At 62.3% G+C, this 15,868-nt stretch carries 8 protein-coding genes; 7 read left to right on the top strand and 1 reads right to left on the bottom strand.

The genetic code is table 11. The features are described 5' to 3' along the window. Nucleotides 1–35 precede the first annotated feature (35 nt). Nucleotides 36–2,243 (top strand): RICIN domain-containing protein, encoded by a 2,208-nt coding sequence (locus ABD837_RS04030; RefSeq protein WP_345050572.1) that lies wholly within the window; start codon nucleotides 36–38, stop codon nucleotides 2,241–2,243. 136 nt (nucleotides 2,244–2,379) lie between these two features. Here the strand turns inward: ABD837_RS04030 and ABD837_RS04025 are convergent, their stop codons facing one another. Then, complete coding sequence (locus tag ABD837_RS04025; protein WP_345050570.1) at nucleotides 2,380–3,420, bottom strand: LacI family DNA-binding transcriptional regulator; 1,041 nt, start codon at nucleotides 3,418–3,420, stop codon at nucleotides 2,380–2,382. Between the two features lie 420 nt (nucleotides 3,421–3,840). Between ABD837_RS04025 and ABD837_RS04020 the strand changes: the two genes are divergently transcribed. The 6 genes from ABD837_RS04020 to ABD837_RS03995 all read left to right on the top strand — a co-directional run bounded on the left by ABD837_RS04020 (nucleotide 3,841) and on the right by ABD837_RS03995 (nucleotide 15,830). After that, nucleotides 3,841–7,062 carry a SusC/RagA family TonB-linked outer membrane protein gene (locus tag ABD837_RS04020; RefSeq protein ID WP_345050567.1) on the top strand — a complete coding sequence of 1,074 codons (3,222 nt, stop codon included), beginning with the start codon at nucleotides 3,841–3,843 and terminating at the stop codon, nucleotides 7,060–7,062. Between the two features lie 184 nt (nucleotides 7,063–7,246). Next, nucleotides 7,247–8,749: a RagB/SusD family nutrient uptake outer membrane protein gene (locus ABD837_RS04015; protein ID WP_345050565.1), complete on the top strand. Its 1,503-nt coding sequence runs from the start codon at nucleotides 7,247–7,249 to the stop codon at nucleotides 8,747–8,749. A gap of 191 nt (nucleotides 8,750–8,940) precedes the next feature. Further along, nucleotides 8,941–10,812, top strand: a complete 1,872-nt coding sequence (locus tag ABD837_RS04010; RefSeq protein WP_345050562.1) for a glycoside hydrolase family 2 protein — start codon at nucleotides 8,941–8,943, stop codon at nucleotides 10,810–10,812. 47 nt (nucleotides 10,813–10,859) lie between these two features. Then, nucleotides 10,860–12,332, top strand: coding sequence for a hypothetical protein (locus tag ABD837_RS04005; RefSeq protein ID WP_345050559.1), 1,473 nt, complete (start codon nucleotides 10,860–10,862; stop codon nucleotides 12,330–12,332). A gap of 290 nt (nucleotides 12,333–12,622) precedes the next feature. Next, nucleotides 12,623–14,896 (top strand): glycoside hydrolase family 3 N-terminal domain-containing protein, encoded by a 2,274-nt coding sequence (locus ABD837_RS04000; protein ID WP_345050557.1) that lies wholly within the window; start codon nucleotides 12,623–12,625, stop codon nucleotides 14,894–14,896. Between the two features lie 112 nt (nucleotides 14,897–15,008). Beyond that, nucleotides 15,009–15,830, top strand: a complete 822-nt coding sequence (locus tag ABD837_RS03995; RefSeq protein WP_345050555.1) for an SDR family oxidoreductase — start codon at nucleotides 15,009–15,011, stop codon at nucleotides 15,828–15,830. The last annotated feature ends 38 nt before the right edge of the window (nucleotides 15,831–15,868 follow it).

Below are 15,868 nucleotides of genomic sequence, written 5' to 3'. Positions count from 1 at the left end.
GTTTTTTCTTTTTCTTCACCAACTCCAATTCCCACATGAAAAAGCAAACTACTATCTCATCCTTCCTCGTCACAGGCTGGCCCCGCGCCGGGCGGTGGGCGCTGGTGCTGGCCCTCGGCCTAGTGCAGCTCGCGGCTTCGGCCCAAGCCATTTCGCCGCAGTTCTTTGGCATTAACTACTGGAACATCAAGTCGGGCTCCGATGCCCTCACCAACCCCAACACCGCTCTGACCAACGACCTGCGCAAAGCCGATTTGCGCTGGATGCGCATCGGCGGGGCCCGGTTCGACGACGCCGTGCTGTGGCAGAACCCGGCCAGCTACGTGGCGGCCATCAACTACGCGCGCAGCCTCGGGGCCGAGCCCATCGTGCAGGTGCCCATCAAGTTGAGCAAAGACCAGCTTTCCAGCTTCGTCACCTACTTCGCCAGCCACAACATCACGGTCACTTACTGGGCCATTGGCAACGAGCAGGACCCGGCCAACGACCCCGATACCCCCGACTACAACGAGCCGCTAAAATGGTCGTCGGGCGACTACGTGAACCAGTACGGCTACACCTACGCCTCGTGGGTGTTGCAATACAAGGCGCTGGCCATCCGGCTGAAGAACGACTTGCCAAACTGCAAGCTGATAGGCCCGGATTTCCGGCTTTTCTACCCCGAGGTGATGAACGACTTCTACGCCAAGTTTCTCAACGACGTGGGCAAGGCGTCGTACCTCAACACGGCCACCAACGTCAAGCGGCCCCTGCTCGACCACTTCGTTTTTCACTTCTACGCCGACAAAACGGAAACCCAGCTCAACACCACGTTTGCGCTGCTGGAAACGCTGGTGGGCAACACCACCGCCAGCCGCGCCGCCAATGGCTTTGCCCCGCTCACCATTGGCGTGACCGAGGTGAACGCCACCAACAGCAACGACGGCATCGCCCTGGCCCGCGCCGACGACTTCCGCGCCGGCCAGTTCGTGGCCCTAATGGCCAAGAAAACCATGCAGCAAGGCGGCCTGTGCTTCGTGCCGTGGAGCATTTTTGAGGGCGGTGGCAAGGGCGGCACCACCGACTATTCGCTCTACGCCACCGACGGCACGATAAGCGCGCTGCAGCGGCGGTCTACCATGTGGCACCTGGCGATGCTCAGCAACTACCGCCAGGCCAACCTGATGAACGGCACGAAAAACGACCCGAACAACAACAACGTGGTGTTTGTGGCCATGCGCGGGCCCAACGGCTACACTGTGCTGATAATGAACACGACGGGCGGCACGGCCACCACCGCCGGCACCACCTACAGCTACCGCGCCTCGCTCGACAACGTGCTGCGCGGCACCGAAACCGTGCGCATTGCCCTGGAAGGCTACGCCGGCATCACGAAGCAGCTGGCGGGCTCCATCGGGCCGGGCACTACTCACCTGTATAATCTCGATGCCAACGGCAACCTGCTGGCGAAAGTCTTCTATTCGCAGGGCACTGCGGCCCCACAGCAGCAGCTGGCGTTCAATTTTGTGAGCAAAAGCTCGGTGGCGGCGGGCACGCAGGGTTTTGCCCGGCCCACCAGCGGCTCCGCCACCGCCGACGTGACCCAGTACGTGGGCAGCGCCACGGGCGTCAGTTCGGCCAACTGGCTGCTCAAGCCCGCCGACCCCGGCTACTACTTCGTGGTGAACCAGTACACCGACCTCGCCCTGCGCCCCAAAGGTGCCACCGACGCCGAGCGCATCCAGGAAAACCAGCCCATCAGCCAGGAGGCCCTGAACGAAACCAGCCTGGGCCAGGACTACCTGCAGTGGCGCATCAGCTACACCGGCAGCGGCGGTTACTACCGCTTCCAGAACAAGCGCAGCGGCAAGTACCTCAACGTGAAAGGCGGCGGCGTAACGGCGGATATTCCGCTGGTGCAGTATTCCTACTTCGCCGATTACCTCTCCGAGCAGTGGCGGTTCGATGAGGTGACTGTAGCCGAACCCCTGCAAGCCCGCAGCGCGGCGCTCGCGGCCAGCGCCGCCCCGGCCACCACCACCGGCCTGACTGCCTACCCCAACCCCGCCACCGGCACCCTCTACCTGACTCTGGACGCCGACGCCGGCCACGCCACCCTGCGCGACCTGACCGGACGGTTGTGCCTCGCGCAAGCGGTGGCCCGCACCGGGCAACTCGATGTGCGCAGCTTGGCCCCGGGCATTTACCATCTCACCGTGACCACGGCCACCGGCTCGCTCCACCAGAAAATCGTGAAGGAATAACGCTTACGAAATAATGTTATCCTGAGCGCAGCGAAGGACCTTACCACGTCTGAGCCGAATAGATGGCTGCAAACTGTTCAAACGTGACAAGGTCCTTCGCTGCGCTCAGGATGACAAATGTGCGATTAATGCCCGCCTACCGACCAGCCGTGGAGCGGCGCTCAAACAGCGTTGAATCGAGCACGATGCTTTGGCCGGGCAGGATGGGTTTTTTCTTCTCCACGGCGCGGAGCAGGATTTTGGCGGCTTCGCGGCCGATGTCGTAGGCGGGCTGCGTGATGGTGGACAGCGGCGGGTCGAGCAGTGAAGCGGATTCGAGGTTGGAAAACCCGATGATTTTGATGTCTTCCGGAATGCGGCGGCCCAGCTCGCGGCACACGTGGTAGGTGCTGATGGCCAGCCGCTCGACCGAGGCAAAAATGCCGTCGATGTCGGGCCGGCGCTGCAGCAGCTCGCGGATAAGCACCAGGTTCTGCTCGTTGTCCATTACCCCGTTCAGCACGAGGTCGGGGTCGGCGGGCAGGCCGTGGGCGCGCAGGGCGTCGAGGTAGCCCTGCTGCCGAAACTGGCCGATGGACAGGTTGTTGGAGATGAGCAGGTGGGCAATGCGCTGGCAGCCCGCCTGCACGAGGTGCTCGGTGGCCTGGTAGCCGCTTTCGTAGTCGTTGGTCGTGACTTTGGCGGTGGCCACCTCGGCGCACACGCGGTCGAAAAACACGATGGGCAGGTTGGTGTCCTGCAGGCTTTTGATGTGGGCGAAATCCTCGGTGCCGCTGGCTACCGACATGAGCAGGCCATCAATCCGGCCGCCTTTGAGGTGCTGCACAATGGCCACTTCGCGGGCGTAGTCGTCGTGGGTGAGGTAGATGAGGACGTGGTAACCGGCTTGGCGGGCCGCCTCCTCGATGCCGTTGATGGCGAGGGCAAAAAAGTGGTTGGCCACCTTCGGAATCACCACCCCAATGGTTTTGCTGATGTTGCGGCGCAGGCTGCTGGCGTAGGCGTTGGGCTCGTAGTGGCGGGCGGCGGCCAGGGCGCGCACCCGCGCTTTGGTAGCCTCCGATACCTCGTGGCTGTCGCGCAACGCCCGCGACACCGTGGCAATGGACATCTTCAGCTCTTCGGCCAGCGACTTCAGGTTCACAGGCGTCATGGTGGGGGTGCGGCTTTCGGACACAGTTTAAAAAACAGACTGGATTGGCTTGCCAAGCACAAAAAGAACGTCATGCAGAGCGTAGCGAAGCATCTTGTCCGCTTCGTTGCAACTGGTTGAATTACTTACTGCGGGCAAGATGCTTCGCTGCGCTCTGCATGACTGGAGTAATTCCAATGTTTGCCTCAGAGAGTGCAGGCTGAGTACCCGGCAAGTTACAAAAGGCCCGGCTACCTATCGAAAACGGTTCGATTTGCTGCAAACGTTTACGTAAATAAAGCCCTGCTATTGCATTAGATAGCAGCTAACAATCCGGTAATTCGCAGAGCCAAGCCCCGAAAAAAGCCCCAATTAGCGGGCTTTGGGGCGGCTGCAGCCTCGGTCGCGCTCCTGATGCGCCAGCCCGCTGCTTCTCTCCCAAGCCACCAAACTCCCACCCATTTTATGACGGTCACTCTACGACTTGATTTCCGGCGCGGCCTGCGGCCCCTCGTGCTGCTGCCGGCGCTTAGCCTGGGCCTCGGCCTGCACCTGGCGGCTCCGGCGGCCGCTCTGGCCGCGCCCCGCGCCGTGCGGGCCGAAATCACCATCAGCGGCCGCGTAGTTGATGAGAAGGGCGCGGGCCTGCCCGGCGTTAACGTTATCGTGAAGGGCACCAGCAACGGTACCCAGACCGACGCCGACGGCCGCTACAGCATCAAAGCCGCCGATGATGCTACCCTGATTTTCACCTTCGTGGGATATGCTGCCAAGGAGGAAGCTGTGGGCGGCCGCACCTCCATTAGCGCCTCGCTTGCGCCCGACTCGAAGGGTTTGGAAGAAGTGGTGGTGGTGGGCTACGGCGTGCAGGAGAAGAAAATGCTGGCCACCAGCATCGCCACCATCTCGGCCAAGCAGGTGGAGCTGATTCCGGTAGCCTCGCCCTCCGAAGCGCTGGTGGGCCTCGTGGCCGGCGTGCAGATTACCGAGCCCTCGGGCGAGCCCGGCCAGGGCGCTGTGATTCGGGTGCGCGGCCTGGGCTCGATTTCGGCCGGCAACAACCCGCTGTACGTGGTCGACGGCTACCCTCTCAACAACGCCGACAGCTACAACCAGATTTCGCCCAGCGACATTCAGAGCGTGCAGGTGCTGAAGGACGCGGCAGCCTGCGCCATTTACGGCTCGCGCGGCGGCAACGGCATCGTGATTGTGACGACCAAGCGTGGGGCCAAGGACGGCAAAACCCGCTTCAACTTCTCGGCCAACACGGGCGTGCAGCAAGTAGCCAAGCGCCTGGAGCTACTCAACCGCGACCAGTTCATGGACTACTTCCGCGAGTCGGTCACCAACGGCGGCCAGGTGGTGACCAACCCCGACGTGCTGGCCCTGCTGAATGCCGACGTCAAAACCCTGCCCGACACCGACTGGCAGGACGAGATTTTCCGGACCGGCGTGCAGCAGCAGTACCAGCTGAGCGCCAGCGGCGGCACCGAAAAGGCGCGTTTCTACGTTTCGGGCGGGTATTTCAAGCAAACCGGCACCGTGAAAGGCTCGGGCTTTGAGCGGTTTTCGCTGCGCGCCAACTACGACGCCCAGCTAAGCAAGAAACTGACGCTGGGTTTGAGCCTGGCTCCCAACTTCAGCCGCACCGACGTGGTGCCGATTTCGGGCAGCTACAACGGCGGCAACATCACGGGGGGTGGCCCGGGCGGCGAAACCGGGGCCGTTACGGCCGCCATCATCATCCCGCCCATTGTGCCGGTGCGCCTAGCCAACGGCGACTACGCGAGCCTCAAAACCGGCACCCGAAACGGCATCAGCAACCCCGGCGACCTGCTGAGCCCGGTGGCCCCGCTGGACCTGTACAAGGACCGCAACAACGTGGTGCGCATTCTGGGCTCGACTTTCCTCGATTTTGAGGTGCTCAATGGCCTGCACCTGCGCACCAACCTGGGCGCGGAGATGGTGAATGGCCGCCGCGCCATTTATGTGCCTGCCACGCTGCCCACCAACGGCAACCAGCTCGCCAACCTCTCGAACCCGGTGCTGAACAACATCGACGCCCGGCGCCTGAACAGCACCAACCTGAACTGGGTGTGGGAGAACACCGCCACCTACAACCGCACCTTCGGCACCGACCACGACCTGACCGTGCTGGCCGGCTACGCCGCCCAGTACAACACGGCCGAAGGTAGCACGGTATCGGGCCAGACGGGCACTTACACCAACACCAGCATCGAGTACCCTACCGCTGCTGGCCAGGTGTTTGGCTCCGGCCTGTTCAACACCCTCAACGCGCTGACCTCGGCATTTGGGCGCCTGGACTACGCCTTTAAGCAGCGCTACATTCTGACCGCGGCCCTTCGGAGGGACGCCTCGTCGCGCTTCGGCATCGACAACCGCTACGCCACCTTCCCCTCGGTGGCTTTGGCCTGGCGCGTGGCCGAGGAGCCCTTCGTGAAGCAGTTTTCGGCCATCAGCGAGCTGAAGCTGCGCGCCAGTTACGGCGTGACCGGCAACAACAACATCGGCGACTTCAACCAAGCTTACCAGCAGGCCGCCAATTACGTTTTTGGCGCCGGCAACGGCACCCGCACATTTGGCTTCTCGCCCAACGGCGTGGCCGTTTCGAACTTGGGCTGGGAAACCAACACGCAGTACGACGCGGGCTTCGACCTGGGCCTGTTCCGCGACCGCATTTACCTGACGGTGGCCGCCTACCAGCGCAACACCACCGACCTGCTGCTGAACCGCAACATCCCCGCCATTCTGGGCTACTCGTCGCGGGCGCTGGCCAACGTGGGCGAGGTGCGCAACCGCGGCATCGAGCTGCAGCTGAACACGGCCAACCTGCAGGGCCGCGACTTCACGTGGAGCACTTCGGCCAACCTGTCCTTTAACCGCAACCAGGTGATTGCCCTGGCCGGGGCCAACGAGCAGCTGACCTACGACGCCGTGTTCGGCTACACCAGCTCTATTCGCGTGGTGCCGGGCCAGCCGCTGGGCGTGTTCTACGGCTACCAGCAGGAAGGCATTTACCAGAGCCAGGCCGACATCGACAGCAGCCCAAAATGGACCGGCAACGGCACCGTGGTGCGCCCCGGCGACTTCAAGTTCCGCGACGTGAACGGCGACGGCGTCATCAACACCCTGGACATCGGCATCATTGGCAACCCTTTCCCGAAATTCACCTACGGCCTGCAAAACACCTTCGGCTACAAGGCCCTGTCGCTGGCCGTGACGCTGCAAGGCTCGCAGGGCAACGACGTGCTGTACGGGGCCGACCGCTACACCGTGAACGGGGGCGGGGGCACCAACGCCCGCGTGGAGGTACTGAACCGCTGGCGCTCGCCAGACAACCCCGGCGACGGCAAAACGCCGCTGGCCACCTTCCGCGGCTCGCTCAAGTCGGTGTTCAACTCCTACTACGTGCACGACGCCTCGTTTCTGCGCGTGCGCAACGTGACGCTGCGCTACCAGGTGCCCGGCGAGTGGCTTAAAAAAGCCAGCCTGCAGAACCTGGGCATCTACACTAGCATCCAGAACCTGTACACGTTCACGAAGTACTTCGGCTACAACCCCGAAGCCAACAACTACGGCAACACCACGGCCCCCACCTACGGCGTCGACCAGGGAGCGTACCCAATGGCCCGCACCGTTACGCTGGGCCTACAGCTGGGCTTTTAAGTTGAGGGAGCGCTACATCCGTCATGCAGAGCGCAGCGAAGCATCTCGCGTGGGGTAGTGACTCAATCGTCAGGATTAGTGGTGGCAAGCGAGATGCTTCGTCTCTGCTTGATGCGCAGAATGCTCTGCATGACGGTCGACACACCCGCTCCCATTGAACAAACCTCATTGAATCATTCCCACCATGACTATATCTCAACTTTTCAAAGGCGCATCCTTCGCCGCCCTACTGGCCCTGGGCACGCTGGGCATCACGTCGTGCAGCAAGGACTTCATCGACCTGAACGACCCCACCCGCCTGCCCAGCTCCCTGGGCTACTCCGACTCGCTGAGCATCGTGACGGGCGTGACGGCGGCGTACTCCTCGCTGCAGGACATGTACGGCAATGGCAGCAACCGGGGCCTGTTCGTGTACGCCGAAATCCCTTCGGATAACAGCTTCGCGGTGACGTCGGGCGAGGCGCTCAACGAGTTCAACGACTTCAGCTTTTCTGGCCAAAACCCACGCCTGCCCAGCCAATGGCTGGTAACCTACCGGGCCATTGCGCGCTGCAACATTATTCTGAGCCGGGCCGGCGGCGTCAAGCTCACCGAGGCCACCCGCAACCGCTTCTTCGGCGAGGTGCGCTTCATTCGGGCGCTGGCCTACTTCAACGCCGTGCGAATTTGGGGCGATGTGCCGCTGGTGACCAGCGAAATCACATCGATTGCCGACGCCTACCAGTTTGGCCGCGCGCCCAAGGCGCAGGTGTACGCCCAGATTGAGGAAGACCTGGCTTTTGCCGAAGCCAACCTGCCCGTTACGCAAGCCGGCCCCAACCTGGGCCGCATCACCAAAGGAGCCGCTCAGGGCCTGCTAGGCAAGGTGCTGCTGACCGAGAAGAAGTACGCCGATGCCGCCACTGCCCTGAAAAAGGTCATCGACGGCAACAACTACGCGCTGCAAGCCACCTACGCCAACATCTTTTTGACCAACAATGAGATGAATACCGAGATTCTGGCGGCCGCGCGCTACACCAAAGGTGCGCTGGGCGTGGGCAGCTACTTCAGTACCTGGTTTATGCCGATACTGCCGGCGGCCATAGCCGTTACCGTGAACAACAACGTGAGCCAGGGCCAGCAGTTTAACTCCGTGGACCCCGACCTGGTGGCCGCTTTCGCCAGCAGCGGCGCAACCGATGTGCGGGCCGCCGCCTCGTTTGGCTCGTCGGGCACCGGCACTGCCATCCTCTACTACACCAAGAAGTACAACGACGTACCAACCAGCGCATTCGATGCTGAAAACGACTGGATTATCCTGCGTTACGCCGACGTGCTGCTCATGTACGCCGAAGCCGTGAACGAAGGCGGCACCATCACCCCCGCCGCGCTCGATGCCGTGAACCGCGTTATTCGCCGCTCGCGCAACCTGCCGGTGGCCACCGCCGCCCCGGCCGTGGACCTGGCCGCCACCATCAGCCAAACCGACCTGCGCACCCGGCTGGAGCTGGAGCGCCGCCTGGAGCTGAATTTTGAAGGCCACCGCTGGTTCGACCTCGTGCGCACCGACCGCGCCCTGCCCGTGATGAATGCCTTGTTCGCCCGCGTCGGCATCAAGCCCATTGATGCCCACAACCTGGTGTTTCCGCTGCCCATTCAGGAAATTCAAACCAACCCAATTCTGACCCAGAACCCGGGCTACAACTAGCAACTGGCAACTGGCAACTGGAGGACGTTTGTCATCCTGAGCTTGCGAAGGACCTTCTGACAGCAGAACAGTTCGCATTATTTTAACTCGTGCAGCCGTGATAAGGTCCTTCGTCTCTGCTTTAATCGCAGAATGCTCAGGATGACAGAAGCCCATTGCGCGCCACCTCAATACTCCTTCCATTTCCGCACATGACCCCACCCACCCCGCTGAAGCTGTTGCTGGCCCTTGTGCTGTGCCTGGCCGGCTGCTTCGCTGGCCCCGCCGCGCACGCCCAAACCAGCCTGATTCAGAATGCGCCGGGCCGCCGCGTGCTCAGCCTCAACGGCAGCTGGAACTACATCATCGACCCTTACGAAAACGGCTTTTACGACTACCGCCGCGAGGCATTTGACAAGTCGGCCAGCGGGAAGGGCGGCTACTACGATAACGCCAAGCCCAGCACTGCGCAGGAGCCCGAGCTGATTGAATACGACTTCGACCACTCGGCCGCGATGCAGGTTCCCGGCGACTGGAATTCGCAGGACCCCAAGCTGCTGTACTACGAAGGCACCATCTGGCTGAAAAAGAGCTTTAAGATTGCGCCCACGGCCGGCAAACGCTATTTCCTCTACTTCGGGGCCATCAACTACGAGTCGCACATTTACCTGAACGGCAAAAAACTGGGCATGCACCAGGGCGGCTTCACCCCCATCCAATACGAAGTGACGGGCAAGCTGAACCCCAGCGGCGACAATTTCGTGGTGGTGAAGGCCGACAACACCCGCCACCTCGACGCCGTGCCCACCATCAACACCGACTGGTGGAATTACGGCGGCATCACCCGCGACGTGTTTATTGCCGAAGCCTCCGAGACGTTTATCGTCGACTACAAGGTGCAGTTGGCCAAGGACAACCTGAGCCAGCTGGCCGGCTACGTGCAGCTCGACGGCGCGGGCAAAGCCGGCCAGTCGGTGACGTTGAACATTGCCGAAGCTGGCATCCGGCAAACCCTGAAAACGGACGGCGATGGCCGCGCCACTTTCAGCTTTCCTACTAAGAAATTGAAGCTGTGGTCGCCGCTGAGCCCCAAGCTGTACGCGGTTTCGCTTGTTAACGGCAGCGAAACGGTGCAGGATAAAATCGGCTTCCGCACCATTCAGACCAAGGGGCAGGACATTCTATTGAACGGCAAGTCCACGTTTATGCGCGGCATTTCCATTCACGATGAAAACCCGCTGATTCCGGGCCGGGCGCGCGGCGAGGGCGACCTGCGCATGCTGCTCACCTGGGCCAGAGAACTCGGCTGCAACTACGTGCGCCTAGCCCACTACCCGCACAACGAAACCATCCTGAAGCTGGCCGACGAAATGGGCCTGCTGGTGTGGGCCGAAGTACCGGTGTACTGGACCATTGCCTGGCAGAACCCCGCCACCTACCAAAACGCCGAGGCCCAGCTTTCGGACCTGATTTCGATGGGGAAGAACCGCGCCAGCATTGTGGTGTGGTCGGTGGGCAACGAAACGCCTCTCGGTGACCCGCGCCTCACCTTTATGACCAATCTCGTGAAAAAGGCCCGCGCTCTGGATGATACCCGCCTCATCGCCGCGGCCCTGGAGCTGCACCGCACCCCCGACAACGTGGTGCACGTGGACGACCCGCTCGGCGAGTCGCTCGACCTCACCAGCTTCAACGAATACGCTGGCTGGTACTGGGGCGGCAGCCCGAACGACATCACCAAGTACACCTTCGACATCAAGTACAACAAGCCGGTGGTGGTGAGCGAGTTTGGCGGCGACGCGCTGGCCGGCTACCACGGCGACGCCGAAACCCGCTGGAGCGAGGAGTACCAGGAGTCACTCTACGTGAATCAGCTCAAGATGCTCGGCGCCATCAAAGGCCTGCGCGGCATGACACCCTGGATTCTGGCCGACTTCCGCGCCACCCGCCGCCAGCACCCGGTGTACCAGAACGGCTTCAATCGCAAGGGCCTTATTTCGAGCACGGGGGTTAAGAAGAAGGCATTTTTTGTGCTGCAGGAATATTACCGGCAGCAGGCGGCGAAATACGACGGAGGGAAATGATGAAGACCAAGCTAACCCCACCCCCAGCCCCTCCCCGGTGGGGAGGGGTGCGTTTAACGATTCTCGCGTCTGACTCCCCTCCCCACCGGGGAGGGGCTGGGGGTGGGGTCCTGGCAGCCGCCCTTATCCTGCTCACCCTCTCCACCCAAGCCCAAACCCGCGACAGCGCCGAATACACCCTGCGCGTGGCCGCCAAAAAGACCATCAACAACTCCACTATTGATGGCAAGGCGGGCTTTTCGGAGTATAAAAACTACCCTACGCGCGCCGTCGCTACGCTGCAGGGCTTCACGCCGGCGACCATCAAGCTCAGCAAGTACGGCGGGCGGCTCGATAAGCACACCAAGGCCACCGGCTTCTTCCGCGTCGAGAAAATCAACGGGCGCTGGTGGGCCGTGGACCCCGACGGCTACTACTACCTGCACAACGCCCCGAACGCGGTGAGCTACGGCGCGTCGGAGCGCAACAAGAAGGCGCTGAAGGAGAAGTTTGGCGACGTAGCCGGCTGGATGACTGGCACCCGCAAGTTTCTTTTTGCCAACGGCTTTAATGGCGCGGGGGCTTGGTCGGTCACCAAGGAAATTCAGGCGGAAAATGCGAAGGCCGACCAGCCGCTGGCCTACACCGTGAACCTGGATTGGATGAGTGGTTACGGCAGCAAGCGCGGCGGCACCTACGTGCAGCCCGGCCACAAAGGCTATCCCAACGACGCGATTTTTGCCTTCGACCCCGGCTTTGAGGACTTTGTGAACGAGCGCGCCAAAGAGCTGGCCCAGAACAAAAAGGACAAGAACCTCTTCGGCTACTTCTCCGATAACGAGATGCCACTGCTGCGCAAAAACCTCGACGGCTACCTGAAGCTGCCCGTGACCGAACCCGGCTACGTAGCCGCCAAAAAGTGGGCCGACGAGCGCAGCATCACCCTCGAAACCATTACCGACCAGAACCGGCAGGATTTCCTGGCTTTCACGGCCGAGCGCTACTTCAGCATCGTGGCCAAGGCCATGAAGAAGTACGACCCCAACCACATGTACCTGGGCTGCCGTTTCCACGGCGCCCAGCGCTACTACCCCGAGCTGATGCGCGTGGCGGGCAAATACCTCGACGCCGTGAGCATCAACTACTACAACAACTGGACGCCCGAGAAAACCTGGGTGCGCGACTGGGAGGTATTCGCCGGCAAGCCCTTCATCGTGACAGAATGGTACGTGAAAGGCGAAGACGCGCCCGGTCTGGCCAACACTGCCGGGGCTGGCTGGGTGGTAAAGACCCAGGCCGACCGCGGCCTCTTCTACCAAAATTTCACGCTGGGCCTGCTCGAATCGAAGAATTGCGTGGGCTGGCACTGGTTCAAGTACCTCGACAACGACCCCACCCTCGTGGGCGCTGAGCCCTCTAACACCAACGCTAACAAGGGCATCGTGAACAACAACCTTGACCCCTACCAGCCCATGCTCGACAAGATGCGCGAGCTGAACCTGCAGGTGTATCACCTGGCCGATTTCTTCGACCAGCGCTAAACCCACCCCTTCCCCTCTCCGGTGGGGAGGGGTGGGCTCAATAACGCTCGCGCCTGGCCCCCCTCCCTCCCGGGAAGGGGCCGGGGGTTGGGTCAACAAACACCCTGTGCTTATCTGGCGGTCACCGACCGTATTCGGAGTCCGACAAACAGCCCTCCCGGCCGGAACTGCGCCTCACGAGAATGGTGGGAACGTATGACTGAGGCCCCGTCTGGGGCGGCTGTGGCCGGTGGCCGCCAGAATGCACAAGCCACTTCCCAGCTGCTGAGGCAGCTTTTCACCGCAACCGAATGACTTTTTCGCTTCCCAAGCCCCTGTTGCCGCTGCTGTTGCTAGGCCTGTTGCCCGGCCCGGCCGCGGTGGCGCAAAAGAAAAAACCGGTGCCAACGGCAGCTACCGCCAGCCCGGCCGATATTGAGCTGCGCATCACCGCGCTGCTGGGCCAGATGACGCTGGACGAGAAAGTGGGCCAGCTCAACCAGTACTCGGGCCGTGAGGTGACTGGCCCGGCCAGCGACCGCAAAAACACGCTGCTCAGCAGCATTCGTGCCGGGCAGGTGGGCTCGATGCTGAACGTGAAGGGCGTGAAAGACACCCGCGAAATCCAGGCCGTGGCGTTGGAATCGCGCCTGCACATTCCGCTGCTGTTCAGCCTCGACGTGATTCACGGCTACCAGACCACCTTCCCGATTCCGCTGGCCGAGGCCGCTTCCTGGGATTTGGACGCCATCCGGCTCGGCGCGCACGTCGCGGCGAAAGAAGCCGCGGCATCCGGCATTCACTGGACGTTTGCGCCGATGGTGGACGTGGGCCGCGACCCACGCTGGGGCCGCGTGATGGAAGGCGCCGGCGAAGACCCCTACCTCGGCTCCCAGATTGCCCGGGCCCGCGTGCTGGGTTTCCAAGGCGAGCAGCTGGGCGGCACCGATGCCGTGATGGCCTGCGCGAAACACTTCGCCGCCTATGGCGCGGCCACCGCCGGCCGCGACTACAACGCCGTCGACATCAGCGAGCAGCAGCTCTGGGAAACCTACCTGCCGCCCTTCCGCGCTGCTGCCAATGCCGGCGTGGCCACGTTCATGAATTCCTTCAACACCCTGAACGGCATTCCGGCCACCGGCAACGCCTACCTGCAGCGCGACATCCTGAAAGGCCAGTGGCAGTACCCCGGCTTCGTGGTGAGCGACTGGGGTTCCATTGGCGAAATGGCCAACTGGGGTTATGCTATTGATAAAACCGACGCCGCCCGCAAGGCCATTACGGCCGGCTCCGACATGGACATGGAGAGCGACGCCTACCACAAGAGCTTGGCGCAGCTGGTGCAAGCCGGCCAGGTGAACATCAGCTTAGTCGATGATGCCGTGCGCCGCATTCTTCGCAAGAAATTCGAGTTGGGCCTGTTTGATGACCCCTACCGTTTTTCGGACGCGAAGCGCGAGCAGCAAGTGCTGGCCGACCCGCAAAACCGCGCCGCCGCCCGCCAGATGGCCCAAAAGTCCTTGGTGCTGCTGAAAAACGAAAGCGCCACCCTGCCCCTCGCCAAAACGCTACGCCGCATCGCCGTCATCGGCCCGCTGGCCAAAGCCAAGCGCGACCTCAACGGCAGCTGGGCCGTGAACACCGACACCACCCGCATCACCTCGCTCTACGATGGCCTGCGCCAGCGTGCCGGCAAAACCACCGAGCTGCTTTACGCCAAAGGCTGCGCCCTGAGCGGCGACAGCCACGTTGGCTTCGAGCAGGCCGTAGCTACCGCTAAAAGCGCCGACTTCATCGTCCTCACCGTGGGCGAAGCCTGGGACATGAGCGGCGAGGCCAAATCGCGCACCGATATTCACCTGCCCGGCATGCAGGAGAAGCTGTTCAAAGCCCTGAAAGCTACCGGCAAGCCCGTGGCCGTGGTGGTTTTTGGTGGTCGCCCGCTCATTTTCGACACCATTGCCGAGCAGGCCGACGCGATACTTTACGCTTGGTGGCCCGGCTCGGAAGGCGGCACCGCGTTGGCCGACGTGCTCTACGGCGACTACAACCCGGCCGGCAAGCTGCCCATCACTTTCCCCCGGAGTGTGGGCCAGATTCCGATGGCTTATAACCAGCAGTACAATACCGGCCGGCCCATTACCAAGCCCGGCGAAACCCGCTACAAGTCGGCCTACATCGACTCGCCCAATACGCCGCGCTACGCCTTTGGCTACGGCCTGAGCTACACCACATTCACCTATTCCGGCCTCAAAATCAGCCGCGCAGCTATGAAGGCCGGCGAGTCTGTCGAGGTCAGCTTCACCCTCACCAACACCGGCAAATTCGCTGGCGAGGAAGTGGCCCAGCTCTACCTGCACGACCCCGTGGCCTCCATTGCCCGGCCCCTCAAAGAGCTCAAGGATTTCCGTAAAATCAGTCTGAAGCCCGGCGAAAGCAAAACCGTGACGTTCACCATCGACCAAGACAAGCTGGCTTTCTACAACTCGAAACTGGAATGGGCCGCCGAGCCCGGCAAATTTAACCTCCTGGTGGGCAGCGCTTCAGATGACATCAGACTGGAAGGTGCGCTAGAACTACTGTAGGGGCGGGGCTTGCCCCCACCCGGATGTTCGCTTCGCAAACAACGATTCCCAAAAACGACGGGCGGGGACAAGCCCCGCCCCTACCTCATTAATCTCTACCGCAATAAATTCTATGCCCGCCCTATCCCAATTCTCATTAGCTGACAAAGTCGTCGTCATCACCGGCGCCACCGGGGTGCTGGGCGAGGCCCTATCGCTGGCCGTGGCCGAGGCCGGCGCGAAAGTGGCCATCCTCGGCCGCAACGCCGAGCGCGCCGAGGCCCGCGCCGCCGCCATCCGGGCGCAGGGCGGCGAGTGTATGGTCATTCTCGGCGATGTGCTGGATGCCGCCCAGATGCACGCTGCCTGCGACCAGATTATGCAGGCCTGGGGCCGCATCGACGGCTTGGTGAACGCGGCCGGCGGCAACATGCCCGGCGCCACTGTGGCCCCAACGCAGGATTTGTTCGACGTCAGCATCGAGGACACCCGCCGGGCCGTTGATTTGAACCTGTTCGGCACCGTGATTCCGACCACCGTGTTTGGCCGCGTGATGGCCACGCAGGGCAGCGGCTCCATCGTCAATTTCTCGTCGCTCACGGCCCAGCGGCCCCTCACCCGCGTAATGGGCTACACCCTGGCCAAAACCGCCATCGAAGGCTACACCCGCTGGATGGCCACCGAGCTGGGCCTGCGCTACGGCGGCGGCATCCGCATGAATGCCATTGCGCCCGGCGTGTTCCTCACCGAGCAAAACCGCGACCTGCTGGTGGCCCCCGACGGCTCGCCCACCGACCGCGCCAGCAAATTCATCAGCCACACGCCCTTCCAGCGTTTTGGCGTACCCGAGGAGTTGACGGGCACCTTGATTTACCTGCTGAGCAACGCCTCTCGGTTTGTAAATGGCGAAACCGTGCTGGTAGATGGCGGCTTCAACGCCTATAGTGGTGTTTAGATAGTTTAACCCGCATAAATACAGCACGTCATGCTGAG

The sequence above is a fragment of the Hymenobacter glaciei genome, assembly GCF_039539585.1.
Classification (GTDB): Bacteria; Bacteroidota; Bacteroidia; order Cytophagales; family Hymenobacteraceae; genus Hymenobacter; species Hymenobacter glaciei.
Note: the sequence above shows the minus strand (reverse complement) of the source record. Positions and strands in the feature narration are given on the sequence as shown.

Excerpts from the sequence above, each read along its gene's own strand:
- ABD837_RS04010 (WP_345050562.1), top strand. The coding sequence starts at position 8,941 with ATGACCCCACCCACCCCGCTGAAGCTGTTGCTGGCCCTTGTGCTGTGC.
- ABD837_RS03995 (WP_345050555.1), top strand. The coding sequence starts at position 15,009 with ATGCCCGCCCTATCCCAATTCTCATTAGCTGACAAAGTCGTCGTCATC.
- ABD837_RS04015 (WP_345050565.1), top strand. The coding sequence starts at position 7,247 with ATGACTATATCTCAACTTTTCAAAGGCGCATCCTTCGCCGCCCTACTG.
- ABD837_RS04030 (WP_345050572.1), top strand. The coding sequence starts at position 36 with ATGAAAAAGCAAACTACTATCTCATCCTTCCTCGTCACAGGCTGGCCC.
- ABD837_RS04020 (WP_345050567.1), top strand. The coding sequence starts at position 3,841 with ATGACGGTCACTCTACGACTTGATTTCCGGCGCGGCCTGCGGCCCCTC.
- ABD837_RS04000 (WP_345050557.1), top strand. The coding sequence starts at position 12,623 with ATGACTTTTTCGCTTCCCAAGCCCCTGTTGCCGCTGCTGTTGCTAGGC.